The organism is Actinoplanes sp. NPDC051346 (genome assembly GCF_040682215.1).
Classification (GTDB): Bacteria; Actinomycetota; Actinomycetes; order Mycobacteriales; family Micromonosporaceae; genus Actinoplanes.
Map to the genome: position 1 here is coordinate 1 of NZ_JBFBAJ010000030.1, position 24,868 is coordinate 24,868.

Consider the following 24,868-nt stretch of genomic DNA (forward strand, 5'->3'; position numbering starts at 1 on the left):
GTCCGTCATGCCATCCTCTTCGGGCCCCACGCCGCCCCGCCGAGTGCACAACGGGCGCACAACGGTTGCAGTCAGGTTCGCGGCCCCGGATTCCTCAAGTCGGTGAAAGCCGCCGTCACCGACTGCTCGGCGACCGTCCGCAGCTGTGACTCGGTCAGCCCCGTGGCGTGACGGGCCAGGGCGTGTTCCTGGGACAGGGTGACGTCACTGACCCGCGGGTTGTCGGTGTTGAGGGTGACCGGCACTCCCGCCGCCAGGAGCGCGTGGATCTGGTGCTCCCGATACCCGGGAGCGGCACCGGTCTGCGTGTTGCTGGTGAGGGCGACTTCCAGGGTGACTCCCGCGTCGGCCAGCTCGGCCATCAGCGCGGGGTCCTCCGCCGACCGCACCCCGTGCCCGATCCGCTCGGCGCCCAGGTCGCGCACGGCGGCACGGACGCTCTCCGGTCCGGCGGCCTCCCCGGCGTGCACCGTGATGTGCAGCCCGGCGTCGCGGACCGCCTGGAAGGCGGGGCGGAAGAGGTCGGCAGCGTACCCGGCCTCGTTGCCGGCCAGGTCGACCCCGCAGAACAGCTCCCGACGGCTCAGGAAGCTCGACACCTGCTCGACGGCCGCCTCGGGGCCCAGGTCACGAAGGATCGTGGCGATGAGTCCGACCGGAAGCCCGGTCACCTCCGAGCCGGCCGCGACGCCCTCGGCGACCGCGTCGGCGACCGCCTCCGGCGCCAGCTGAGTCTGCTGCCGGATGAAGTAGGGGCTGAACCGGAACTCCACGTAGTCGAGCCCGTCGTTGAAGGCGTCCTCGACGGCCTCGCGCGCCACCCGCCGCCAGTCGTCGAGCGCCGCGATCACCCCGATCCGGTCGTCCACCTTCGCGAGGTACGGCAGCAGCCCGCCCATCGCCCCCCGCGCCACCAACTCGTCCCGGGGTCGCGCCACCCGCGCGAACGGGTGCCCGTCACGCCGCGCGATGTCGAGAAAGGTGCTGGAGCGGATCGAGCCCTCCAGGTGTCGGTGCAGATCGATCAGCGGCAACATCGCCCGTCATCCTCCAAGCTCTCGGGTGCGAAACGGTGGTTTCCGTCCGTGTCTCCCCTCACCAGTCGATCTTGTCAGGCCGGCCGGCGGGCGGGCCGATGAGGCGAGAGGCCACCGGAATCCGGCGGCCTTTCTGACCACCGCTACCGGAAACGGATCATGTTCTCCACCGCAATGCTCGGCTGGCTCGGCGCCGCACTGTCCATGACCCTCCCCTGGCCCCAGGTCTGGCGCTCCTGCGTCCAGCGCCGCACCGGCGGCCTCAACGCGACGAGCTGCTGGATGAGCGCGGCGATGCCCGCCGGCTGGATCTCCTACGGGTTGCTGACCGGCGAGGCGGTGCAGGTGGTGACGAACACGGTGACCGGCACGGCCGGGCTGGCCGTCCTCGTCGTCGTGCTCGTCCGCCACGGCGACCTGCGCGACGGACGCAAGCTGATGCTCAGCGCCGCCGGCGCGGCTGGCGTGCTGACGACCGCCCTGGGCAGCCTCGCGGTGGCGTTCCTCACCGACACCGACAGCGCCGACGTGGCCGCCTTCCTCGGCACGGTGCTGGCCGTGGCCGCCGTCCTGTCGGCCGTCCCGCAGCCGCTGTCGCTGCTGCGCGACCGTACGCAGGACGTCAGCGGGCTGTCCCCGCTGCGCTGGCGGCTGGCCGCGACCACCTGCGCCTGCTGGATGGCCTACGGCCTCGCCACCGCCCAGCCGGCCGTCTGGCTGTCGGCCACGGCGGGCCTGGCCGGCGCGCTGACCGTCTGCTGGGTACTGCTGCCAGCCAACCGCCCGGCTCCCGCCGCCACCACCACCGTGCCCAGTGTGACCGCCGTGACCGCCGTGACCAGCGTGACCGCCGTGACCAGCGTGACCGCCGTGGCGACCGTGATCGCCCGGGGCGTGGCGCCGGTCGTCCGTCCCGCCCGTGGCACGGCCCGGGTCGTCCGCCCCGCCGTTACCACCGCTGTTCTGCCGCGTCTGGTGCCGGCACCGGTCGTGCGGCCGACGTCGGCGCGCGCCGTGCGTCCCGCCGCGGCCGTGACCCGCTCGCCCCGCCCGGTCAGCGGCCCCGCCCGTACGGGAAGGGTCGTCCGGCCCGCTCGCGACGGCCAGGAGCGGATCCCGGCCCGCAACCTCGCCCGGGCCGCCCTCGCCTGAGGCGATCGCCGCGGGGGCCGAACGGCGCATCGACCGACGGTACTTCCGGCTCGAAGCCATCCGGGGAATTAAGCTTCTTGTCCGTCGCACTGCTAATCTTGCCGCGTTTTCCGCTCCTGGAGGTTAAGACGTGCGCCGGAACCTGCTGGCCCTTGCGACGGCCGCGTTGCTGACCATGAGCGGGCTCTCCGCCTGCACCGACGACGACGGCACGAAGGCCGGAGTCAAGATCCGCGGGGGTGACGGCACGGGCAAGGTGGGTGTGATCCTGCCCGACACGGCGAGCTCACAGCGCTGGGGCACCGACGATCCGAAGCTGCTCAAGGCCGCCTTCGACGCCGCGAGCGTGCCGGTCGAGATCGAGAACGCCCGCGGGGACGAGGCGAACTTCCAGCGCATCGGCGACCGGATGATCGCCGACGGCGTCACCGTGCTGCTCATCGCGAACCTCAGCCAGGCCAGCGGCCAGTACGTGCTCGAGAAGGCGCGCGCGGCCGGCGTGAAGACGATCGACTACGACCGGCTCACCATCAACGGCGGCGCCAGCTACTACGTGAGCTTCGACAACGAGAAGGTCGGCGAGCTGCAGGGCAAGGGACTGATCCAGTGCCTGGCCGCGGCCGGCAAGCGGACCGATCCGCCCCGCATCGCCTACCTGAACGGTGCGCCGGAGGACAACAACGCCACCCTGTTCAGGAACGGTTACGACTCGGTGCTGCAGCCGAAGTACGACGACGGCAGCTACCTCAAGGGCCCGGACCAGTCCGTCGACAAGTGGGACAACAAGACGGGCCGCTCGATCTTCATCGAGATGCTCAACCAGTTCGGCAACGACATCGACGGGGTCCTGGCCGCCAACGACGGCCTGGGCAACGCGGCGATCGAGGTGCTGCGCGAGCGCAAGAAGAACGGCAAGGTGCCGGTGACCGGGCAGGACGCCACCGTGGAAGGTCTGCAGAACATCCTCGACGGCGACCAGTGCATGACGGTCTACAAGCCGATCAAGGAAGAGGCGGACGCGGCGGCGAAGCTCGCGATCAACCTGTTCAAGGGCCAGCCCGCCGAGGTGGTCGAGCGCGTGAAGGACCCCGAGTCCGGCGCCTGGGTCCCGGCGGTGCTGGGCGACCCCAAGCCGATCTTCAAAAACAACGTGGGCGACGTCGTCAAGGACGGCTTCGTCACCAAGAAGGTCCTCTGCGCCGGCCGCTTCGCCAAGCTGTGCGAACAGAACGGGATCAAGTAGGACCCGCCACCGTCACCAGGTGAAACGTCCCGGATAGGTGACGTCCGCGAGCCGGTTCTGGCCCGCCACATTCGGATGGAAGTAGTCGGCCTTGCTGACCAGGTCCAACGAGAATCGCACTCCGTGGGCCGCACCGCCGTCCCAGCGGCACCGCCGGCCGTAGCTTTCGCAGGCCCGGGCGAGCTCGTCGTTGTAGGCGTCGATGCGTTCCCGCACCCGCCGCCGGCGGTCGTCGTCCGCGTCGGCCGTCGAGGTGGCGTTCGCCAGCATGGCCGGGCATACGCCACGGTTCCAGGCACGGACCGCGTTCGCGTCGTCATGGCCCAGCTCCCACAGCCGGTACACGTCCGGAATGCTGGCCACGAGGATCCTGGACTCCGGCAGACCCTTCTTCAGCCGTCCGAGGGCCTTGTCGAGATGCGCCCGGAACGTGTGTACCGGGGTCATGTCGTCGATGCCGCCGGTGCAGACGTCGTTGGCGCCGACGAGAACGGTCACGTACGCCGACCCGGCGTCGGCCGCCGAGGCGGCCTGAGCGGGTAGCTCCGCCACTCGGGCACCGGGAACGGCGAAGTTCCGGGCCCGGCCCTTGATCGCGGGGTTCGCCTCCTTCAGCCGCCGGTAGTGGCTGTCGACCGCGTCCGCTCCCCCGGTGGACCAGGAGTTGCGGGAGCAGGCGACGTAGACGGCGCAGCTGGCGAGGCCGGCCGTGATGGAGTCGCCGAGCGCCGCCATCGACGACGGCCGCCCGGGCCGCGGCTCTCCGGTGGGGGCGGGACCGGCGTCCGCCCCGCCCTCGCAGGCCAGGGCGAACACGCCGAGCAGGGCCAGGATGACGACGTGGCGGCGGTGACGCACCGATTCTCCCGAATGATCGCTAAGGGCGATGACACCTGCACTCTAAGCCATCACCACGATTGCCGGCCTTTGTCCGTTTCCCCCGGCCGGCAACCTCGGCGCCACCGGTCCGCGACAAATGCTCAAGCCGACGCCGCCCGACCCGATCATCCCGGACGTGATGCGCAGCTGGATCCCCACCGGAGGCGGCCTCCGAGACGAGGATTGGGCACGCCGACACCGGCTGCTCACGGCGCTGCTCGCCGCGTGCGTGGTTGCGCTCACCGTCTTCGGGGCCCTGGGTACGGGCCTGGACCAGTCCTGGCTGATCAGCGTCCTGCTGGTCCTGCCCTGCGTCGTCCTCGCGGTCGTCCTGCCGCCGAAGCGGCTGCCCTCGATCTTCGTAGCGCTCGGATTCACCGTCGCCTGCGGCGGGTTCGTCGCGATGTCGCACGGGCTCACCGAGTCGCACTTCACGTTCTTCATCGCCGTCGCCGCGCTGGCCCTCTACCGCGACTGGGCGCCGTTCGGCATCTTCCTGCTCTTCACCACGCTGCACCACGCGGTGTTCGGCGCCGCCGTCAGCCACCGCACGTACGACCACGACAGCGCGTACGCGCACCCGTTGCTCTGGGCGGTCCTGCACGGGGTGGCGGTGCTGTTCGCCGCGGCGTTCCAGGTCGTCGCCTGGCGCCTCACGGAGGCCGAGGAACGCCGGGCGCAGGAGAGCCTCGACGCCAGCCAGGAGGAGCTCGGCCTCGCCTTCGACGAGACGCCGGTGCCCATGGCGATGCTCGCGCCGGACGGGCGGCTGCTGCGCACCAACGCGGCGTACCGGAGCTGGTTGGGCCTGCCCGACGACCTGCCCGCCGCGCTCACGGTGCTCGAACTGCCGCTGCGGCCCGTCGACAGCGAGGACTTCACACTCTTCGAGCGGCTCTCCACCGCGACCGAGCCGGTCACCGTGACCCGGCAGTTCCAGCGCTGCACCGACGGCGCGCTCATCTGGGTGGAGATCCACAGCACCGCGCTGCGCGACGCGCAGGGCAGGCTGCGGCTCGTCTTCGTGCACTGCATCGACGTGACCCGCGCCCGCGAGCACGAGGCCGAGCTGCGCCGCCAGGTGCGCCACGACTCCCTCACCGGCCTGCTGTCGCGCTCGGCGTTCGAGCACGACCTGGCGGAACTGCTCGCCGCGCGCCCGGAACCGGTCTGCCTGCTCTACCTCGACGTCGACCGGTTCAAGTCGATCAACGACGGCGCCGGACACTCCAGCGGCGACGCCGTGCTCTGCGCCCTCGCCGCCCGGATCCAGAGCTGCGTGCCCGGGAACGCCCTGGTGGCACGGCTCGGCGGCGACGAGTTCGTGGTCGCGCTGCCCGCGCCGGTGGAGTTCGGCGTCCGGATCGGCGAGGCCGTCCTGGCCTCGATCGCCGCGCCGCTCACCGTCGCCGACGGGCGCCTGCAACTCGCCGCCAGCATCGGCCTGGCCATGGCGGCGGGCCCCGGACAGGCGGAGCAGGGCGTCCGGGCCGCCGACACCGCGATGTACGCGGCCAAGCGCGCCGGCGGCAACCGCCTCGAGGTCTTCAGCGACAAGATGCGGGTCAACGTCCAGGAACGACTCCGCGCCGAGTCCCGGCTCCGGCAGGCGCTCGACGGCGACCGCGACGTCACCCTGCCGGTGTGGTTCCAGCCGATCGTCTCCGCCTGCGACGGACGGATCCTGGGCGCCGAGGCGCTCGTGCGGATGCGCACGCCGGAGGGCCAGATCCTCGCCCCCGGGCACTTCATCGCCGCCGCCGAGGAGACCGGCCTGGTCGTACCGCTCGGCGAGCACGTGCTGGTCTCCGCGCTGCGACACCTGCTGCTGTGGCAGGACGACCTCGGCTACGTGTCGGTCAACGTGAGCCCCCGGCAGCTCTCCGAGCCCGGTTTCGTACCCATGCTCGCCGAACTGCTGACCCGCGTGCCGACGCTGGCGCCGCACCGGCTGATCCTGGAGATCACCGAGACCGCGCTGCTGGCCACCTCGGTCGACCTGCGGGAGCGGCTGAGCGCCATCAAGGCTCTGGGCGTACGCATCGCCCTGGACGACTTCGGCACCGGCTACAGCTCGCTGACCTGGCTGCAGTCCGTGCCGGCGGACGTGGTGAAGCTGGACCGCTCGTTCGTCGAGGGCCTCGCCGACGACGTCCGCAAGTCCTCGATCATCTCGGCCGTGCTGTGGCTGGCCCGCTCGCTGAGCATGACGGCGGTCGCCGAGGGCGTCGAGGACGAGGCGGACTGGCAGGCGCTGCGGGCCGTCGAGTGCCCGGCGATCCAGGGTTATCTGTTCAGCAAGCCGCTGCCCGCCGGAGAATTCGACGCGTTGCTGCGCCGGACCGCGGCCCTCGCCGCTGTCTGAACCCCGTCCCGGCCGTTGCCGCCGGCGCCGACCGCCGGTTGTGTCTTCATGGCCGTCCTCACCCCGCTGCAACGCCGGACCACCGCCACCGCCGCGCCACGGCCCCGCCACCGGATCGAGGCGCTCGACGGACTGCGGCTGGTCGCCGCGCTCATGGTGGTCGGCTATCACTTCGTCGCGTACGACCGAAGCGCCGTACCGCCGTGGGGTGTCGCCGCGGACCAGGCGTTCCCGTGGCTCTACCTGCCCGCGTCGTACGGCTGGCTCGGCGTCCAGTTGTTCTTCGTGATCAGCGGCTTCGTGATCTGCCTCAGCGCGTGGGACCGCACTCCGGGCGACTTCCTGCGCTCGCGGGTGATCCGGCTGTACCCGGCGTACTGGGCGGCGGCGCTGCTCACCTTCGCCGTGCTGAGCCTGTGGCCGCTGGTCCGCCACCCGGTCGGCGCCGGTGACCTGCTGGTCAACCTGACCATGTTGCAGGTGCCGATGGGCGTGCGGTCCGTCGACGCCGTGTACTGGACGTTGTGGGTGGAGGCCCGCTTCTACCTGCTGTTCGCGCTCCTGGTCTGGCGAGGGCTGACCGTGCGCACCGCCACGCTCTTCGGCTACGGCTGGCTGATCGCGTCGGCCGTGGCCACGCAGGTGGACGCGCCGGCGCTGACCGTGGTCGTCATGCCGGAACACGCGCCGTACTTCGTCGCCGGCATCGCGCTGTACCTCGTCCACCGTTGCGGCGGCCACGCGACACTGTGGGCGCTCGCCGGGGCCGCCTTCCTCCTGGCCCAGCACCAGGTCGCCGAGCAGGTGCGGCACGTGGCCCGCGACGTGCTCGGCCGCCCCCTGCCGCTGCTGCCGGCGCTGATCGTCGTCGCCGGGATCTTCGCGGTGATGGCGGTGGTGGCGGCCGGGGGGCTCTCCCGCGTCCGGGGGCGCTGGCTCACCGTGGCGGGCGCGCTGACGTACCCGCTGTATCTGCTGCACGAGTACATCGGCTGGACGCTGATCGCGGCCCTGCACCCGTTCCTGCCCCGTTACGCCATCCTGGCCACGGTGGTCGCCGTGGTGATGGTCGCCGCCTGGTTGCTCCATCGGTACGCCGAACGCCCCGCCGCCCGGCTGCTGCGCCGCCACCTCGCCCGGCCGCTGCCACGCTGACGACCCGGCTGGCATACTCCGGCCGTGGAAGGATCACTGGTTACCGATGAGGACCGCGTTCTGGCCTGGGTGGACGGCGGAGACCGGACCGGGTATCCCGTCATCGGTCTGCACGGGACGCCGGGATGTCGCCTGAGCCGTTGGCCGGACGACTCTGTCTACGCTGAGGCGGGCGTCCGCTACATCACCACCGATCGGGCCGGATACGGCCGGTCCGGTCGGCATCGCGGCCGGACAGTAGCGGACGAGGCTCATGACGTACGCGCTGTGGCCGATGCCCTGGGGCTCGACCGGTTCTCCGTCGTGGGCGGATCCGGCGGCGGCCCCCACGCGTTGGCGTGCGGTGCTCTGCTCGCGGGGCGGGTGGAGCGTGTCGCGTGCCAGTCCTCGCTCGCCCCGCTCGGTGCCGGTGGCCTGACGCGTACCCAATGGTTGTCGGGCATGGAGCCGGAGATCGCGGCCGAGCTGACGTGGGCGGAAGCCGGCGAGGAGGTCCTGTTCCGGGAGATGGCGCTGGCCCAGCAGCTGATGGAGAAGCGAATCGCCGACGATCCCGGCGCGCTACTGGGAGAGGGTGCGCCGACCGGCGATGTCGACTTTCTCCGCCGTCCGGAGGTGGTGTCCGCCTTCCGGCTCATCATCACCGAGCAGGCCCGTCACGGCGTCGGTGGAGCGGTCGACGACACACTCGCGTTCGTCCGTGCCTGGGGCTTCGACCTCGCGGACATCGAGGCGCCAGTTCTCCTTACGTACGGTGACGCGGATACGTCATGCCCCGTGGCGCACGGACGATTCCTGGCGGAGGCCATTCCGACAGCGACCGTTGTGGAGACGGCGGGCGGCGGCCACCTACCCGGGAACCCGCGCGAGGAAATAGTGGCGACCCACCGGTGGCTGCGAACGGGATCACTCTGACGGCAGCAGGGCGCGCATGGCGTCGTTCTCGGCGGACTGCTCGTTGATCACGTGTTTGGCCAGGCCGCGGATGTAGACGTTGCGGCCACCACCGTCGAGGAGCGACCGGGACGCGGTGATGGCACCGCTGTGGTGTTCGATCATGAGGCGCAGGAACATCGGCGCGGCGTCGGCCGTCGGCGCGGCGTCCAGGCCGCGGAGCTGGGCCTCGGTGAGCATGCCGTGCGTGCCCGGGGCGGCGCCGTGCTCGTGCCTGGCGGGCTGGTGGCCCCAGGCGGTCAGCCAGGCGTTCGTCTCGTCGATCTCGCGCTGCTGGTCCCGGACGATGAAGTCGGCGATCAGCCGTACCCGCTCCGGCACGCCGGGCTTGGCGACCAGCGCGCGGCTCATGCGCACGGCCTGCTCGTGGTGGACGACCATCATCAGCGCGTAGTTCAGGTCCGCGCTCGTCGGCGCGGCGACCGGGACCGCGGCGACCGGCCGGCCGGCGGGTCCCCCGCCTCGCCCGGCGGAATCCGCCCGGCCCGCGACCGGTTCCCCGCGGCCCGCGTCCTGCTCCCTGTCGCCGAACACGGTGAAGGTCAGCACGACGACGGCGGTGGCCGCCAGCACGAGCACGGCGGCGAGACGACGTAGAGCCACGCGGGTCTCCTCCTGCGGGGTGCGGTCCGGCCCGGTCGTGGTGACCGGGCCGGACCGGGTGATCAGTTGCCGGGTGATCAGGCGCCGGACGGTCCGCCGCTGGGCCGCCCGCTGCTGGACGGCGCGCTGGGGGACGGCGCGCTCGGGGACGGCGCGCCGCTGGGCTCACCGCTGGGCTCACCGCCGCCGGGCTGCCCGCCGCCGGGCTCCCCGTTGACGCCGCCGCGGGCGTCGGGGGTGAGCGGGTTCATCTCGGTGAAGTCCCGCGGCACCAGGTCGAAGCCCTGCCAGTGCAACGGCATCGGGCTCTGGTCCTCGTCACGCGGGACGTGGTGGAAGCCCACCCGCACCCACATCACGGGGTTCTTGAGGTTCTGCTTGTCCTTGGCGAAGTCCAGAATGGTCTTCTTGGTCGCACACTGCGGGTCGTTGTTGCCCGTGGCGTACTTCTCGCAGGCGTTGTTCTCGGTGAACGTCACGTCGGGCGTGGTCTCCGGGTGCGCCTCGTAACGGTCGTCGACACCCGTGGCCAGCTCGTACGACCGCAGGTGGCCGTCCTTGTTCTTGCTGGTCGGGCTCACCAACCGCCACCAGCGACGGTTCACCTTGCTGAAGCTGCCCTCCTTGGCGATCGCCGTCTTGGTCGTCTTCAGCTTCGCGGTCATCGAGCCCCGGCCGTCGAGCTTGGTGTCGAACTGCTCGACCTTCTCGCCGCCCTTGCCGTCGATGTTCATGTCCACCCGCCAGAAGGCGCTGTGGTAGTGCATCTCGGAGAAGTCGCGGGCGCCCTTGCCGATCGGCCAGCCCTGGTCGGACTTGACGTAGTTGCCGGGCGACAGGTCACCGGTCGCGCCCAGGCGGGCCGAGATCTGACCGTCGTCGTGCAGGCGGTACTCGGTGACGTACTCGTACCAGCCGACCTTGGCGACCGTCCGCAGCACCAGGTCGTGGCCCTGCTTCGAGTAGGTCTTCTCCTGCTCGCCCTCGTAGTCGTTCAGCCGGTAGGCCAGCCCGGTGGCCTCCGCGCTGACGCACAGCACCTTGCGGCGCTGAGGTTCGGCGCCGCCGTCGAAGCCTTCCCGAGCCGAGCCGCCCTTGCAGTCCTCGCCCGCGAGGGTCTTGAGGAACCCGCCACCGAATCCGTAGTCGGTGATGTCGTTGTACTCGGTGTCGCCCGAGTCGTACGGCACGTTGAGCTGGGCGAGCCGGATCGAGTCCAGCACCTGCATCGGCTGCGGGTAGCGCTTGGAGGAGACGAAGACCTTCTCCAGGACGAGCCCGGCCTGCGCCTCCATGCGCCAGCAGAGCTGCCAGGTGGTGCCGTTCGGCAGGGTCTCCTTGACCGTCGAGGACGCCGCGCACTGCGCGGGCGGCGGTGGTGCCTTGGCGGCCGCGGGCGTCGCCGCGAGGCCCAGCGAGGCGATGGTCACCAGCGCGGCGGCGCCGGCTGTTGTTCGGAACATCATGCTGACCGGTTCTCCGTCTACGCCAGGCGGGCGACCGTGCGCCCGGAGAGATCGATGACGAGCTGGTTCACATCGATGAAGGAGCCGTCCTTGGTCTCCACGATGAGTTGCAGGCAGCGGCTCTTGCCGCACTGCTTGTTGCGGTTGTCGGCGGGCTTCGCCTTGTAGACGTGCGCGGTGACGGTGACGTCATCCTTGCCCGCGAACGGCTTGCCGGTCGTCTTCTGGTAAGCGCTCTTCAGCTCGGCCGCGAGCGGGTTCGCCAGCAGCAGGTCCAGGCCGGTGGCGGCCTCACGCTTGGACGCCGGCGGCTGCACCCCGGCGGCCGAGTACGAGCCGGCGAGCGTGCCGCTCGCCAGGTCCACGACCTGCTTGACGACCTTGTCGGCCTTGTAGTCGTAGTAGTACAACTCGGCCCGACGCCCTTCGCCCTCGGCGACGACCTGGGCGGACAGGTATTCGGGACCGACCGCCCCGGTCACGTCCTCGGCACCCGAGGCCAGCTGCGGCGTCACCGCCACCTTGCGGGCCTTGTCGACCTCCCCCGCGGTCAGCGCGTCACGGCCGAAGCCCGTCGCGGGCGCCGGCCCAGGGTTCGGGTCGGATACTCTCGGCTGCTCGTCCGCCACGGTCGGCGGCGTTGGCGCCGGTGCGGCATTCGCCTGCCACGACGCCACCCCAAAGGCGGTCACCGCGGTCACGCTCGCGATGCCCAGTCCCCAGGTCCATTTTCGGGATTGCCCCACTGTCGGTTTCCTCCCCCTCGTCAGCGGTTCGACCTGATCATTGCGGTCGATGTGTAAGGACGAGGTGAGGTAGATGATCATGAAAGTCGAAACACGGTGTGTGGTAGGTCACTCTCCGCGCGTCCATGATCGTATCGACGCAGGCCACTCGCGGCCCGGCGGCACAGGAGACGCCAAGCGCTCAGGTACTGCCGGGGGTCCGCGAGTGGGTGAGCACCGCTCAGGCACGGTCGGAGCCCGAGCGGGAACCCGCCGCGCCCCGGCAGCATGCCCGATCACCCCCATCGGGTAGATGGCGCCGCCACAATCCAAATCGAGCTCTTGTTACGGTTTTTTGAACTCGGGCCGGTCAAGGCGGGTGACGCGTTACCGGCAGTGTTTAACGTCGCAATTCAATAGTCAATTATAAAGTGATCGATTTGACGATACGCACTTCCCCGAATTACGGTGGAGGCGAATCCACTCGAGACGAATGTCCACTCGCGGCATCGACCCGGCGCGCGTCCTCCACAAGAGAGACCACCGACATTCGTCATCCTTCCCACAAGGAGGAGCAATGACTCCCATGCACCACGCCGGCCTGCTGGCCGCGTCGGTGTCGACCGCGGCCCTACTGCTCAGCGCCGGCTCACCGGCCGCTGCCGCACCGGCGCCGCCGCCGTCCAACAGCTCCCTTGTCCTCGCGGTCGTTCCAGCCACGCAGAGCGCTCTCCCACCGCGGATCACCAGCCTGGAATGCGGCCCGGCCGGCGGCGCCCACCCCGCCGCGGCGGCGGCCTGCGCCGACCTCCGCGCGGTCGACGGCGACCTGTCGGCGCTCAACGACAGTGGCGGCATCTGCACAAAGGAATACCAGCCGGTCACCGCATTTGCCGTCGGCACCTGGCAAGGAGAGCCAGTCGCCTATCGCGCGACGTTCTCGAACCATTGCATCCTGCTCAACGCCACTGGCGACGTGTTCAACTTCTGAGAACCACCTCCGATGCGATTCACGGGGGTCCAGAGCATTTCACGTCAGACAGAAGGATGATTTTCGATGAACCGCACGACCGCTGCAATCTTCCGCACTCTTGCCGTTATCACCGCCGCCGTCCTGGCCCTTCTCGCCGCCAACCCGGCAGCCGCCGCCACCCTCCCCGCAACCCAGTCGATCAGCGTGACACGCAGCGGCGGCTTCGCCGGACGCACCGAATACTTCCTGGTCGACCAGGCCACCGACGACCGTCGGGCCGAGCGGGCGCTCGACCTGGCGGCACAGCCTCAGTTCCGTCGACTGGCCCCGGAATACCTGCCGGAGAACCCCTGCTGCGACCGCTTCACCTACCAGGTCGTAACCCAGTACACCAGCGGCGCCCGCAAGACCGTCGTCACGATGGACGACGTCGAGGGCACGCCGCCGGTGCTGCTCGAGGTCATTGACATGGTCATCTTGGCCGGCGAGCCGCCGACGGCCATGTGACGCCCTCCCCTGACGCGGCGCGACCCCATGGGTCGCGCCGCATTCCCCTGCCCTACCCGAGCTTCACCGGCAGAGCGTGACGCGGCCGGCCAGCCTCGCCCCATGTGCCTGACCGATTCAGGAGCCGTACTCGCACGTCTGCGTCATGTCCTACTTGGGCAGCATGCCCGACCCGCCGACCATGCCGGCATTCGAGGCTTTCCGCCGGCTCTTCGCCGCACTTCTTGAGCGAGAGCGACTCAACCCTGCGGGCACGCGTTACACCAAAATCAGCGTCTCGAGAATGTCTATCCGTTCGTCCGCGGACGAGACCGGTTCCTCCTCGCAGACCACCCGAACCACCAGTCGTCCTCACGGGTCGTGATCTGGTCGGATCACCCCTCGGGGCGCCCGGACGGGCACTTAGGAGGGATCGCACGATGGGGATGAAACTGCTGGCTAGGCTCACGGTCGCGGCCGGGGCGACTGCCTTGCTGGGGCTGGGCACGGCGTCGCCCGCACTGGCCGACACGACGGTCACCGTCAACCCCGGCAACGTGCCCACCACCGCCTCCGGGTACGCGACGCACGACTGCGACGACAACTTCGGCGGCGGACCGCACCAGGGCAAGGACGTGTGGGTCTTCGTCCTTCCCGGCAACAAGAAGACGGTAGGCGACTTCGTCTCGGTCACGGCGACGTTCGGCGCGAACGGAACGCTGACAATCCCGGCCGACGGCGGCGCTGTCGTGACGAACAAGGGCGCGAGCAAGGCCTGGATCACCACCCCAGCGGGATGGACACTGACCGGCGCGACCGCGGTCATCACCGGCACGGCGGCCAAGTTCAACCTCACCCACACCTGCCCGGCCACCAGCGGCGGTCAGACACCGAAACCGACCCCGTCGGTATCCAAGTCGTCGGCATCCCCCACCCCGACCGGCGACACGAACGGCGGCTCCGACGACGGCACCGGCGGCTCCGACGGCACCGGCGGCTCCGACGGCGGCACCGGCGGCTCCGACACGGGCGGCAAGACCACCGGCGGCGAATCCGCCAGCCTGCCCCTCACCGGCGCGGCGGTGCCCGGCATCGCACTGACCGGCGCGGCCCTCGTGGTGGGCGGCATCATCCTCCTGGTCGCCCGCCGGCGCCGGAACGCGCTGGTCTTCTCCGCCGAGACGACCGACAACAGCTAAGCCGAATCCCCCGACGACGCCGGCCACCTCGGTGGCCGGCGTCGTGCTGTCATAGATCCGGTCGGGATCGCGGATTCCCGCCACCGCAGCGCTGGCTCGTTCAGTCGAAGAGTCGCCCGAGGAGGGCTGACTGGCCAGCGGCGAGCACGTGGCCCTCGGCGACCGGCAACCAGTAGCACTCGAATCGGATTGGCGCGCTGCCGCCCTCCCCGCGCTCCTCCGTGTACCAGCGCTCAGGGACCTCCGGCAAATCGATCGAGAGGTGATAGAAGTGCCGGACGTGAATGGCGTCGGCGTACGGCCGCATGTCGTACTCGCTCGCCCCGAGGTAACGCTCCACCCGCAGCCCTTCCAAGCCAGTCTCTTCGACCACCTCACGCAACACGGCCGCTTCGGGCAGCTCACCGGCTCGCACGGTGCCGGCAGGCACCTGAAGCCCGGATTGATCAAAGCTGGCATCGTCAGCGTGGAGGAACACGAGAAGCCGACCGTCTCGAACGACGTAGGCGACAACCTTCTGGGGTCTCAGCACCGACGCAGCGTACGGCCTGATCAGGCGGCAGGGGCCTGTTCCTGCCTCCCTCGACGAGGCCAGAGATCCTGCCTCCGTCGACGGCACCGCCGTCCGCGACGGGGAGTATCCCGGGCTCGAAGGCGCCCAAGTCGTGCTCCGCGTCGGGAGCGGATCACACCCGTGCAGACCGGCGTTGCACTCGTCCTCCCACTGCTGCTCCTCCCTGAAGGCGAACCACCACGGCAGGATCATGGCAGCAGCACAGAGCACAGCCATCAGGGCGGCGGCCACCAGCAAGGCAAGCGTGATTTTGCCTGCGAGAGCCCTCCTTGACTCCCGCGGCGGCTGGGGCAGTGCGGTGTCCGGCACAGCCCGACGTTATCCTCGCGAACCTCCTCACACGCCGGTTTCGCGAATAGGTGCGGCAGGAGGATGCACGTGCCCTTCCCGTGCCAGTAGACCCCTCCCAGGGCGGTTGCCAACGGGCAACAGTTCGTCTCAGCGGGTCCCCACCCGCGACGGAGTGGAGTGCTTCTGCCTTCCTCGACGACGCCAGAGATCCTGCCTCCGAGGGGCCGTCGCGGAGGGGCAGGCGACCCGCCCCTCGTCGGCAAAGCACCTACTTGCGGATCTTGATGTCGGCTGCCGTGAACTGAAACACGGCCATGAGCAGGAGCAGCGTCCCGCCGAAGGATGCGCCGCCCGTCAGCACAGCGACAGGCAGACCGTCACCGCCTGCACGAGTGAGGATGCCGGCCGCAGCACCGACGACGAGGCTGAAGAAGATCATCAACGCGAGCCAGATCGGGCGGGTCGAAGCGTTCACAGGACGGGCCTTTCAGTAGAGGACTCCACAAGGGAAGCGGGCAGTTCGCCCAGTCCGGAAGGATCCACGCAATCTGTGGACGGCGGCAACCATTCATTCAGCGTTTCACCGAACCGTTACGCCAAGCGTTGACAACGGGCCCGCCGGGGCCCCAGGAGGACCGCGGAAAGCACCGCGGAGGCCTGCTGAAACCCGTGTAGCCCCAGGTCAGCGCATGTAGATACGGGCCAGGGCAGGGACATCAAGATGCGGATCAAGGGCGTGTTTCCGCCTCCCTCGACGACGCCACGGTTACTGGCACCGGTCAACCGTCAGGTCTCATCGACGAGAAGGCCCTTCGGTCCAGCGTGAAGTGTGAAGACGTGCCGCGATGCCGACCAAGCGGTTCCTCGAGTCATCGCCGTTGCAGCCCACTGGCATGCGATGGGTAGCCCGTCCCCGAGAAGCTGACCCACGTCAGTCCGTCGGATCGACGGCACCGCCCAAAGTCGCATCAACAAGTAGCTCGCCCTCGTCCGGTCCGGATTCGTCACGTAGCCACTCTTCGCATCGCCGAACCAGTGGAGATCGAGGAGAAGAAGTCTCTCCGGCGCTTTCCGGGGATCTGAAGTCCCGCCGACGAAGCTCAGCGATCCGACCACCGCGGCAGCATCCCGCAAGCAGCGTTCGACAAAGTCTCGGCCGACCGGGTAGGCCATGCCCGCTCGCAGCCGATCTCGCGAATAGTCTTCCCAAGGCGGAACGTCGGTCATTCGACCAGGCTAGACGCAACATCGACGCCCAACCGCCGCGGCGTATTTCGCCTCCCGCGACGACGCCGGAGATCCTGATGCCAGGGCGGCCGTGCGCCAGATTCAGGGCTGACGACGCTCGTCGGACGCGAGACAGGGCGGGTTCCGTCGGCGTGCTTCACTGGCGGCTGGCCGGTTGGTGGAGATCCGCGCCGCCGGTGTGCGGTGCCGGAATGTAGTTAGGCGCAGGTGAAGGCAATGTCGCCAGACATTCCCGAGAGCGGGCGTTCACGAGCAGAGGAAGCACATCGGTGGCCACGGCCAGAGAGATCCAAGCCTGGTGGAGCGCCGATTCTGGTCAGTTCATAGGGATACCAGTGCAGCCGGTGCGACGTGTACGGCTCGAAGCGTTCAAGGCTTGCCATCGCGCCGATCTCAGGAGGCAGCCGCACCAGGTTGGTGCCGTACAGGACCAGATGTTTGACCTGGGTCAGCTTCGCTATGGTCGGCGGCAGGGTGATGATCTGCCGACGCTCAGCGGCGCTGAGTTCGACGAAGGGCTTGAACACCGTGCTGCCGTCGGTCGCCGCCTGATCAATCAGGTCGAGCAGACGTCGCCACCCCGAACTGTCGGTGTCCTGCCGGTCGGTGTGGAAACGCACGCTCGCCGGTCGGGTCGCGTCCGAGTATCCGACGCATCGGCAGCGATCACGATCCGGCCGGCCTTCCGACGGTCCCACAGCATCCGCAAACCGGTTGGCAAAGACTCGGGGCTCGGTCCCGGGCTCGCTCATGGCCGCCACCGTAGCCGAGCGAGGGCACGGCCCACGGGCCGGCGATCGTCAGCCGCGATACCCGTAGACTTTCGCGGTGCTCGTGCGGTGCGTCAGAATCATCAACCCGTTCGGCGATCCGGTGGATACCTACCCGGGCGTCCGCGTCGGCGCGGTGTATCCCGTGCTGGAGATCGCGTACTTCACCGACGTCTACTACGTCCGAATCATCGACGACGACGGTGACGATCCCGGCACGATCTGGGATCCGGAGATGTTCGAGACCGTCGACGGGCACCTTCCGGCATGCTGGTCAGCGACCATGACCGGCGACGGATCGCTCCGCCTGGCGCCCCGCAGTTGGCATCGGCCGAACTTCTGGAACGACTACTACGACCGCGATCCGGCGGCCATGGCCGACTATGCCGACGGCAAAGCGGCCGCCTTGGCGGACGCATCCGCACCATGAGGCAGGTGGCCCTGGCGGCACGCTGCTCGACGATGCCTCCGGCCATCCGGTGATACCCCGGCCGGCCGCTCGGGTTGCCGTCACCGTGACGCCAACCCGAACAGCGCAACCGCCCGATATCCCTCGTCACGTAACGCATCCGCCGTGCGCTCAGGCGCCGGTAGAACCGCTCCCCGGGAACCCGCCAGCACATGCATCGAGCTGGGGCATATCCCCTTGAAGCTCTCCGCGCCGCGGTGACCGGCGGGACGCATGCCACATGAGAGTCACACCAAACCGCGGTGGACAGCCGCCATCAGAGCGTTCCGCCGATCACCTCGACCTAGCCTTGCCGGGCTGCGGTCGGAACCACCAGTAGACAACCCTCATTCAGGAGGCGGGGCGCAGGTATGCCGTGGAGAACGGCTCGTGCCGGGCGCGCATGTCGGCGTATGCGGTGAGCAGCAGCGGAGACACCACGACATTCGAGATGATCGAGACGGTCGTCGAGATGATCGCGGTGGTGAGGGCCACTCCTACGGTCACGTCGTCGCCGCTGAGGGCGTCCGTGGGCTGCAGGCCAAGGACCAAGGCGCCGCCCGCCAGGGTGAATGCCAGCATGACGCCGGCGGTCGTGGCCACCCGGCCGATCGCCGCGCCGAAGTTGGCGTGGAACAGCTCGAAGGCGCGACCGATGCCGTTGCCGCGTTCCAGCAGGACGACAACCGGGAGTACCGACATCGCCAACGCCACGTAGAGGCCGGGCAGGATGCAGAACAGCAGGCCCACCATGATGAGCAGGCCGGACAGCAAGCCCCAACCGAGCATCGCGGGGGCACGGCGAAGGCCGGTCATCAGCGCCTCGCGTACCGAGACCGGCTGGTCGGTGGCCCGCTGCACGAGGATCTGGACGGTGGCGAGCAGGGTGACGAAGCTCAGCAGCATCGCGACCAGGTCAGTACCGAGAGAAATCAGCAGCGCCACGAGGAGACCGCCAGTGAACTCGCCGTTGGTACCCGTCTCGGTCTCCACGGGCGCGAGGATGATGAAGACGTCGAGGAGGACCAGGGGGAGGGCCCAGAACAGCTGGACCACGGCCATCGGGCGCCAGGCGGCCGACAAGAGGGCGAAAGCCCTCGTCCACCAGCCGCCGAAGTTGGGGCTCACCAGGGGGTCGTCCGGGCTGGCGTACCAGCCGGGCTGGGGGGCCGCGCCGTAGCCGGGCGCAACCGAACCGCCGGTCCAGCCGGACTCGGGCAGGCCCGATGGAGGCTGGTTGTCGGGGGCGCCGGACGGTGACCCGCCGCTGGTGTGGGGCTGTTCGTCGTCTGGCCGGCCGGCCGGGTACTCGCTCAACGTCGTCCTATCCTCAATCAAGATCAGCCGCGACACAGTAGCGCCCGGAACGCAAGAGCGGGGGGCCGCCTGCGACCTGAAATCGATCTTCATCGAGATGTACGAGGCCATCGGCAGCCGGCGGACGCCGGCGCCAGGCGACAGGATCGCGGAACCGGGGTGTCTGTGAGATCGCGCACTGTTCTGCCGCTGGCGAAGCGCGGAGCCGCTGATCCCGGATGGCGAGCCATTCCGACTCGTCGTGCGGGTTGCGGGTCGGCTACTTCGGCGGGGAAGTGACTCGGGCGACGAGGAACTTCGGGGCCATCTCGCGGTAGCTGTCGGTCAAGAGCTCGGCGATCTCGGTCCAGTCGGTGTGGCCGCCGAGAAAGGCGCCGGCGACGTTGCGGCCCCAGCCGGCGCGGAAGAACGGGAAGCCGCTGCCGGTCAGGCCGAGAAGGTCGTCGGCGGGTACGCGAAATGTCATCAAGGTCGGCGGATCGCCGGCAGCCATATGCCGGGGGTAGACCAGATTACGGTCGGGGTCCGCCGTGTAGACATGGGCGAATGTCCGGTTGCGGATCCGCCAGCGAACGCCGATCCAGGCCGGCTCCTCATGCGTCTCCGGCAGGCTCCGGCAGATCGGTCGGAGCCGGTCCAGGATCTCCGGTGGCACGTCTCCAGGGGCGGACATGCGCCGACAGTACCGGCCACCGGCGAGCGCCGCGGGTGCTCGCTCGTCGCAGGTTTCGAGAGGTCATGATTCGGCGAGGGCCTTGATGCCGCGGAGCGTCTCCTCGATGCCGGCCAGCAGGCTGGCGAGCCGGAACTGGATCACCGCCTCCTCCTGCCCCGGCATGCGGTCGATCACCTGGCTGAGCCCGGATCGTGCCGGGCCGATCCGGACACCGTGCCGCAGCCGGGTGCCGCCGGCCTCCGGCTCGAGGTCGAACCGCCAGGTGGCCAGCGGGACCCGCGGGTCGGCCGGGCCCTCGCCGAAGCGGCCGTCCGGGTCGACCACGGCCCAGGCGAAGACGCGCGGGGAGGCCAGGTCGACGACATGGGAAACGGTCCGCCAGTCGCCCAGCATCGCGTCGTGGTTGTGGCCCTCGAACCGGGCATTCACCGCCGGGCGGTCCGCGCCGTCCAGCCACCGCACGCGCTGCAGCTCCGGGCTGAATCGGGCGGGCAGCTCGATGTCGGTCACCAGCTCCCACACCCGGGCCGGGCCCGCCGCGATGTGCACGTCGCTGCGCACCGTCGGTCCGTCCGCGTATCGCACGTCCGAGTCCCCCTCCACGGGCCGCCACGTCGGAGATTCATCATGCCCGATCGAGCGACGGCCCGCTGCCCCTCGTCAGTCGGGAGGATCAAACCTCGTCAGTCGGGGCCATCACACCTGGCCGACCGCTGCCACCACCGCCGTGCCATGCGGCTCGCCGTCGCCGCCCTGCGGCCATTCGTGCACCCAGACCAGCCCGGGTGGCACCAGGACCGCGTCGCCGAAGAAACGGAGGATCTGGGCCCGGGTACGGCCGTGGGCGGCGGAGACGTCGGTGCGCCGGTAGAGGGCGGCCACCTGCTCGGTGGTCGCGTCTGTCACGGTCTCCAGCACGCCGTGGGAGATGACGATGTAGGACCCGGGGGGCAGGGCGGCGCGCAGCCGGGCGACCGCGGCGTAGGCGTCGTCGTCCGGCACGAAGTGCAACACGGCGACGAGCAGCAGCCCGACCGGCTGGCCGAGGTCGAGCAGCGCCCGCACGTCGGGGTGCTCGAGGACCGCCTCGGGGAAGCGCATGTCGGCCTGGACCGCCACCGCCGCCGGGTTGTCCTTGAGGATGTCGTTGCTGTGGGCGACCGCCACCGGGTCGATGTCCACATACACCACGCGGGTGTCCGGGGCCTGCCGCTGGGCGACCTCGTGGACGTTGCCCACGGTCGGGATGCCGCTGCCGATGTCGAGGAACTGGCGGATGCCCCGGTCGAGCAGGAATCGCACGGCCCGGTGCAGGAAGGCCCGGTTGGCCCGGGCCATCTCGCCGGCGCCGGGTATCGCCGCGAGCAGATGCTGGGCCGCCTCACGATCGGCGGCGAAGTTGTGGTTGCCGCCGAGCAGGGCGTCGTAGATGCGGGCGCTGCTCGGCCGGTGTGCGGGGTCGGTGTCGGCGTTCGCCATGCCGAGGAAGCCTACTCCACTGTGGTCTGTCATGAGGCCACCAATCCGTTGTCGCGGCCCGGGACCGGCACGAGCCTTCCGCTGCGGCGCAACAGGGCCGCCACCTGATGCGGGGTCGTGGGCGCGCCGTACCGCAGGCCCTGGGCGGCGTCGCAGCCGGTGTCCACGAGGGCGGCGGCGCGGCGATCGTCGTCGACCCCGTGCACCGTCAGTCTGAGGCCGAGCGCATGCGCGACCCGGGCCATGCCGCCCAGCAGGTCACGGTCGGCGTCGGCGCCGCCGGTCGTGGTGCTCAGCACGCTCGAGGGCGTCCGCAGCCCGTGCACCGGCAGGTCGCGCAGGTACGCCAGGCTGCCGGTGCCCGTACCGAAATCGTCGAGGACGAGCCGCACGCCCAGCGCGGCGAGCGCGCTCAGGACGGCGTGGCTCTGCGCCCCGGCCGGCACCGCGTCGAGGCCGGACAGGTGCAGGTGCAGGCGTCCGGGGCGCAGGCCGCTGACGGTGAGCGCCTCCTGCACGAGCTCGGCGACCTCCGGATAGCCGATCTGATGGATCGGCAGGTCGACGCCGATGAACGGCCCCTTCTCGCCGCCGTCCCACTGCATCGCCTGCCGGCAGGCCTGGTGCAGCAGGCTGCCGGCGAGCCGGGTGGTGGTGTCCCGGTCCCCGGTGAGCTGGCCGATCCGGGCGAGGTCGAGCGTGCCGAGGTGCGGGTGCCGCCAGGTCGCCCGGGTGTGCAGGCCGGCGATCCGGCCGGAACCGAGCGCCACGATCGGCTGGTACGCCGCCGGGCCGGTGACCAGCCCGGTGACGCTCGTCCCGCCGGCGCGGGCACCGGCGGTGGTCCGAGCGTCGTGCACCGCCCAGCCGGTCGTCGCGGCCCGCGCCCGGCGCAGGGCGATCTCCGCGTCGACGAGGACCCGGCCGACGTCGAGACCGCCGGTGGGCACGTCGACGACGCCGACGCGGGCCCGCAAGGGGACGGTCAGGCCGGTGTCCGGGAGCGGAATCGGCTCGCTGAGCGCGCCGACGAGCTGTTCCGCCAGGTCGGCGAGGTGCGCGAGCCCGCCGCTGTCCTGCACGAGGATCGCGAAGGTGTGCGGGCCGTGACGGGCGGTCAGATAGTCGGGATGGCGCACCACGCGTTGCAGCCTGCGGGCCACCTCGGCGAGCACCCGGTCGCCGGCGAGGGCGCCGAACTGCTCCCCGACCTCGGCGTGGCCGCCGAGCTCGACGAGGCAGAGGCCGGTGTGCCGCTCCGGGTCGTCGCCGTGCGCGGCCTGCCGCAGGCGCTGCACGAGCCGGCCCTTGCTGGCCAGGCCGGTGACCGGGTCGTAGTCGGCCAGCCGGCGGTAGCGGGCCTCGCTGGTCTGCAGTGCGAGCTGGAACTCCCGCGCGGCCCGCTGGGTGGCACGGTGCAGCGACTCCTGCTGGGCGAGGGTGTCGGCCTGCAGCGCGGCGGCGAACCCCGCGGCGAAGCCGCCCGCGACCTGGCGGGCGCCGCGGCGGAGGATCTCCCCCTCGGCGAGGTGGTCGAAGACGACGTTCATCGTGGCCGGCAGCGCCTCGGGACGACCGATGCCGAGCGTGACGACCTCGGCGCCGATCCGGTACGCCGCGTCGAGGTCGGCCGGCACCGCGTGCGCCGCGTCGTGCAGGCGGGTGGCGTACCCGTCGAGGGCCCGGGCCGCGGCATCCTCCTCGATGGGCAGGTAGACGCCGGCCGCGAGGACGGCCGCCAGCCATCGCTCGCCGACCGAGCCTTCCCCGTCCGCGGCGGCGGGCATCGGCGCCAGGTCGATCGTCGCGGGCACGGTGACCACGCCGGTGACCGAGCGGCGGGCGACGAGCACGGTCCGGGCGGCCCGGTGCAGCGCCGCGTCGGTGTACTCCACGGCGGTCTCCAGGGCGGCGGCGACGATCCCGTCGGCCCGGTGGCGGGCGTCCTCGATGAGGCGGTCGGCGGCATCGCCGGCCGGCAGGCGCACCGGCTCCGCCTCCTCGTCCGGGACCGGCGGATAGCCGCAGTCGGCGAGGACCTCGTTGAGCGCGGCGAGCATCATCGCGTGGGTGAGCGCCTGATCCTCGTGCTCGGACGGTTCGTCGTGTTCTCCGGGGCGCGCCATCAGTTCCTGCCTCCGTCCGGATCGCCCGGGCGCCGGCCTGGGCGCTGCCCGGGCACGGCGCGCCAGAGCGCGACGGCCTGCTTGCGGCCCAGCTTGAGCGCGGTCCGGACGGCTTCCGGCGTCTTGCCGACGCGGGCGGCGATCTCCGAGGGCGTGAGACCCTGCGCGGAGAGCTGAAGCGCCTCGCGGCGGGCGGGCGGGAGCTGGGCGAGCACGCCGGTGAACCATTCCTCCAGCTCGTACGCGACCAGCTCGGGATCGTCGGCCCGCCCCTCGCTCAGCTCGGTGACGTCGGCGACCAGCACCTCGAGGTCGCCGCGACCGATGGCCCGGCGCTGCTTGAGCCAGTGCGAGCGGGCGGCGGTGCGCACCCAGGCAACGGGGTGGGTCAACTCGGACCAGCGCCGCAGCGCCTCGCGGATCGCCTCGGCGACCGCGTCCTGCGCCTCCCAGCGGTCGGCGCCCTCACGCATGAGGTTGCGCACGAGGCCCGCCCAGTAACGCCGGAAGAAGTCCTCGATCTCGGCCGCTGGCGGCGGGTCCGGGATCAGCGGCCGCGCTGGCGCGGGCTCGGCCCTGTCCACGTCGTACGCCTCGACCACCGATCGCCTCCATTCACCAGGGCCGTCGCTCCCCCCTAGTTAGGTCCGTGAAAGGGCGCCGGCGTGACATCGACAGCGGAGATTCTTTCCGCCGTCCCCCCATCGGCTGTCTTCTTTCCGACTCGATTCCACCACAGTGGGCCCGCGCCGGCGGAGTCGCCGTCCCGGGCTGGCAAGATCGTGATCGAGGAACATCGAACGACTGGAGGCGCCCGTGCCGGGGACCCTGTACGCCGTCAGCGACCTGCACGTCGCGTACGCGGAGAACCGCCAGCTCGTGGACGGTCTGCGGCCGACCTCGGCGGACGACTGGCTGATCGTGGCGGGAGACGTCGCCGAGGTGTTCGGCAGCATCGAGGCCACCCTGCGGCAGCTGCGGTCCCGCTTCGCCGAGGTCATCTGGGCGCCGGGCAACCACGAGCTGTGGACGCACGCGAAGGACCCGGTCCGGCTGCGCGGCGTCGCGCGCTACGAGCGGCTCGTCGCGATGTGCCGCGACCTCGGAGTCCGTACCCCGGAGGACGAGTACGCCGTCTGGCGCGGCGAGGGCGGCCCGGCGATCGTCGCGCCGCTGTTCCTGCTGTACGACTACACCTTCCGCGCGCCGGGTACGTCCACGAAGGAGGAGTCGCTGGCGTACGCGTACCGAACCGGCGTGGTGTGCACCGACGAGGAGCTGTTGCACCCGGATCCGTACCCGGATCGCGAGTCTTGGTGCCGTGACCGCGTCGCCGCGACCGAGCGGCGCCTGGCCGCGTTGGACCCGGCACTGCCGACCGTGCTGGTCAGCCATTGGCCGCTGCACCGTCATCCGACCGAGGTGCTGTGGTATCCCGAGTTCGCCCAGTGGTGCGGCACCGAGCTGACCGCCGACTGGCACGTCCGTTTCCGGGCGGCGGCCGCGGTGTACGGCCACCTGCACATCCCCCGCGTGACCTGGCAGGACGGCGTGCCGTTCCACGAGGTGTCGCTGGGATACCCCCGCGAGTGGGGCAAGCGCGCCGGTGCAGCCCTCCCAGTGCCCCAGCCGCGCGACGGTCGAGCAGACCGTGACCGCGATGATCCTCCGCCACGGCAGTGACGGCTGCGCCGCCGGCGTG

Annotated in this window: 24 protein-coding genes; 10 read left to right on the forward strand and 14 right to left on the reverse strand. The window is 70.5% G+C overall.

All coding sequences use genetic code 11. From position 1 onward, the window contains the following. Positions 1 to 71: 71 nt before the first annotated feature. Positions 72 to 1,037, reverse strand: a complete 966-nt coding sequence (gene add, locus AB0M36_RS37220) for an adenosine deaminase (protein WP_364167407.1) — start codon at positions 1,035 to 1,037, stop codon at positions 72 to 74. 159 nt (positions 1,038 to 1,196) lie between these two features. Here add and AB0M36_RS37225 point away from each other — a divergent pair, with 159 nt between their 5' ends. Beyond that, positions 1,197 to 2,189, forward strand: a complete 993-nt coding sequence (locus AB0M36_RS37225; protein WP_364167410.1) for a SemiSWEET transporter — start codon at positions 1,197 to 1,199, stop codon at positions 2,187 to 2,189. 130 nt (positions 2,190 to 2,319) lie between these two features. After that, complete coding sequence (locus AB0M36_RS37230; protein WP_364167413.1) at positions 2,320 to 3,432, forward strand: substrate-binding domain-containing protein; 1,113 nt, start codon at positions 2,320 to 2,322, stop codon at positions 3,430 to 3,432. Between the two features lie 12 nt (positions 3,433 to 3,444). Here AB0M36_RS37230 and AB0M36_RS37235 read toward each other — a convergent pair whose 3' ends face one another. Beyond that, complete coding sequence (locus tag AB0M36_RS37235; protein WP_364167416.1) at positions 3,445 to 4,290, reverse strand: GDSL-type esterase/lipase family protein; 846 nt, start codon at positions 4,288 to 4,290, stop codon at positions 3,445 to 3,447. Between the two features lie 118 nt (positions 4,291 to 4,408). Here AB0M36_RS37235 and AB0M36_RS37240 point away from each other — a divergent pair, with 118 nt between their 5' ends. From AB0M36_RS37240 to AB0M36_RS37250, 3 genes are all read left to right on the forward strand, one after another. Further along, the gene (locus AB0M36_RS37240; protein ID WP_364167419.1) at positions 4,409 to 6,676 is read left to right on the forward strand and encodes an EAL domain-containing protein; all 2,268 of its coding nucleotides are present in this window, start codon (positions 4,409 to 4,411) and stop codon (positions 6,674 to 6,676) included. Between the two features lie 48 nt (positions 6,677 to 6,724). Next, complete coding sequence (locus AB0M36_RS37245) at positions 6,725 to 7,831, forward strand: acyltransferase (RefSeq protein ID WP_364167421.1); 1,107 nt, start codon at positions 6,725 to 6,727, stop codon at positions 7,829 to 7,831. A gap of 69 nt (positions 7,832 to 7,900) precedes the next feature. Further along, positions 7,901 to 8,746, forward strand: coding sequence for an alpha/beta hydrolase (locus tag AB0M36_RS37250; RefSeq protein ID WP_364167469.1), 846 nt, complete (start codon positions 7,901 to 7,903; stop codon positions 8,744 to 8,746). Here the strand turns inward: AB0M36_RS37250 and AB0M36_RS37255 are convergent. The 3 genes from AB0M36_RS37255 to AB0M36_RS37265 form a co-directional block, all read right to left on the reverse strand. Continuing rightward, a complete protein-coding gene (locus AB0M36_RS37255) occupies positions 8,738 to 9,388 on the reverse strand; it encodes a DUF305 domain-containing protein (protein ID WP_364167424.1) in 651 nt (216 codons plus the stop codon). The two genes, AB0M36_RS37250 and AB0M36_RS37255, sit on opposite strands and share 9 nt — an antisense overlap. 77 nt (positions 9,389 to 9,465) lie before the next feature. Further along, positions 9,466 to 10,854 (reverse strand): primary-amine oxidase, encoded by a 1,389-nt coding sequence (locus tag AB0M36_RS37260; RefSeq protein WP_364167426.1) that lies wholly within the window; start codon positions 10,852 to 10,854, stop codon positions 9,466 to 9,468. A gap of 17 nt (positions 10,855 to 10,871) precedes the next feature. After that, positions 10,872 to 11,600, reverse strand: a complete 729-nt coding sequence (locus AB0M36_RS37265; RefSeq protein ID WP_364167429.1) for a hypothetical protein — start codon at positions 11,598 to 11,600, stop codon at positions 10,872 to 10,874. Between the two features lie 556 nt (positions 11,601 to 12,156). Here AB0M36_RS37265 and AB0M36_RS37270 point away from each other — a divergent pair. The 3 genes from AB0M36_RS37270 to AB0M36_RS37280 all read left to right on the forward strand — a co-directional run bounded on the left by AB0M36_RS37270 (position 12,157) and on the right by AB0M36_RS37280 (position 14,237). Next, positions 12,157 to 12,570, forward strand: a complete 414-nt coding sequence (locus AB0M36_RS37270; protein WP_364167432.1) for an SSI family serine proteinase inhibitor — start codon at positions 12,157 to 12,159, stop codon at positions 12,568 to 12,570. Positions 12,571 to 12,636: 66 nt separating this feature from the next. Beyond that, the gene (locus AB0M36_RS37275; RefSeq protein ID WP_364167434.1) at positions 12,637 to 13,059 is read left to right on the forward strand and encodes a protealysin inhibitor emfourin; all 423 of its coding nucleotides are present in this window, start codon (positions 12,637 to 12,639) and stop codon (positions 13,057 to 13,059) included. A 419-nt stretch (positions 13,060 to 13,478) separates the two neighbouring features. Continuing rightward, positions 13,479 to 14,237, forward strand: coding sequence for an LPXTG cell wall anchor domain-containing protein (locus tag AB0M36_RS37280; protein WP_364167436.1), 759 nt, complete (start codon positions 13,479 to 13,481; stop codon positions 14,235 to 14,237). Between the two features lie 100 nt (positions 14,238 to 14,337). Here the strand turns inward: AB0M36_RS37280 and AB0M36_RS37285 are convergent, their stop codons facing one another. From AB0M36_RS37285 to AB0M36_RS37295, 3 genes are all read right to left on the reverse strand, one after another. Next, positions 14,338 to 15,120, reverse strand: a complete 783-nt coding sequence (locus AB0M36_RS37285; RefSeq protein WP_364167439.1) for an NUDIX domain-containing protein — start codon at positions 15,118 to 15,120, stop codon at positions 14,338 to 14,340. Between the two features lie 250 nt (positions 15,121 to 15,370). After that, on the reverse strand, positions 15,371 to 15,577 hold the full coding sequence (locus tag AB0M36_RS37290) for a hypothetical protein (protein ID WP_364167442.1): 207 nt from the start codon (positions 15,575 to 15,577) through the stop codon (positions 15,371 to 15,373). Positions 15,578 to 16,547: 970 nt separating this feature from the next. Beyond that, positions 16,548 to 17,102, reverse strand: coding sequence for a hypothetical protein (locus tag AB0M36_RS37295; protein ID WP_364167445.1), 555 nt, complete (start codon positions 17,100 to 17,102; stop codon positions 16,548 to 16,550). A gap of 76 nt (positions 17,103 to 17,178) precedes the next feature. Between AB0M36_RS37295 and AB0M36_RS37300 the strand changes: the two genes are divergently transcribed. Next, positions 17,179 to 17,550 carry a hypothetical protein gene (locus tag AB0M36_RS37300; RefSeq protein WP_364167448.1) on the forward strand — a complete coding sequence of 124 codons (372 nt, stop codon included), beginning with the start codon at positions 17,179 to 17,181 and terminating at the stop codon, positions 17,548 to 17,550. 369 nt (positions 17,551 to 17,919) lie between these two features. Here AB0M36_RS37300 and AB0M36_RS37305 read toward each other — a convergent pair whose 3' ends face one another. The 6 genes from AB0M36_RS37305 to AB0M36_RS37330 all read right to left on the reverse strand — a co-directional run bounded on the left by AB0M36_RS37305 (position 17,920) and on the right by AB0M36_RS37330 (position 23,768). Next, positions 17,920 to 18,885, reverse strand: coding sequence for a hypothetical protein (locus AB0M36_RS37305; RefSeq protein ID WP_364167450.1), 966 nt, complete (start codon positions 18,883 to 18,885; stop codon positions 17,920 to 17,922). Between the two features lie 259 nt (positions 18,886 to 19,144). Further along, on the reverse strand, positions 19,145 to 19,558 hold the full coding sequence (locus AB0M36_RS37310; RefSeq protein WP_364167453.1) for an MmcQ/YjbR family DNA-binding protein: 414 nt from the start codon (positions 19,556 to 19,558) through the stop codon (positions 19,145 to 19,147). 63 nt (positions 19,559 to 19,621) lie between these two features. Further along, positions 19,622 to 20,146: an SRPBCC family protein gene (locus AB0M36_RS37315; protein WP_364167456.1), complete on the reverse strand. Its 525-nt coding sequence runs from the start codon at positions 20,144 to 20,146 to the stop codon at positions 19,622 to 19,624. 111 nt (positions 20,147 to 20,257) lie between these two features. Beyond that, entirely contained in the window at positions 20,258 to 21,073 is an 816-nt protein-coding gene (locus AB0M36_RS37320) for an SAM-dependent methyltransferase (protein WP_364167459.1), read from the reverse strand. Beyond that, positions 21,070 to 23,166 (reverse strand): EAL domain-containing protein, encoded by a 2,097-nt coding sequence (locus AB0M36_RS37325; RefSeq protein ID WP_364167461.1) that lies wholly within the window; start codon positions 23,164 to 23,166, stop codon positions 21,070 to 21,072. The genes AB0M36_RS37320 and AB0M36_RS37325 overlap by 4 nt, the downstream gene beginning before the upstream one ends. Further along, positions 23,166 to 23,768, reverse strand: coding sequence for a sigma-70 family RNA polymerase sigma factor (locus AB0M36_RS37330; protein ID WP_364167464.1), 603 nt, complete (start codon positions 23,766 to 23,768; stop codon positions 23,166 to 23,168). Before AB0M36_RS37330 ends, AB0M36_RS37325 begins: the two co-directional genes overlap by 1 nt. 214 nt (positions 23,769 to 23,982) lie before the next feature. Between AB0M36_RS37330 and AB0M36_RS37335 the strand changes: the two genes are divergently transcribed. Beyond that, entirely contained in the window at positions 23,983 to 24,849 is an 867-nt protein-coding gene (locus AB0M36_RS37335) for a metallophosphoesterase (RefSeq protein ID WP_364167467.1), read from the forward strand. Positions 24,850 to 24,868 lie beyond the last annotated feature (19 nt).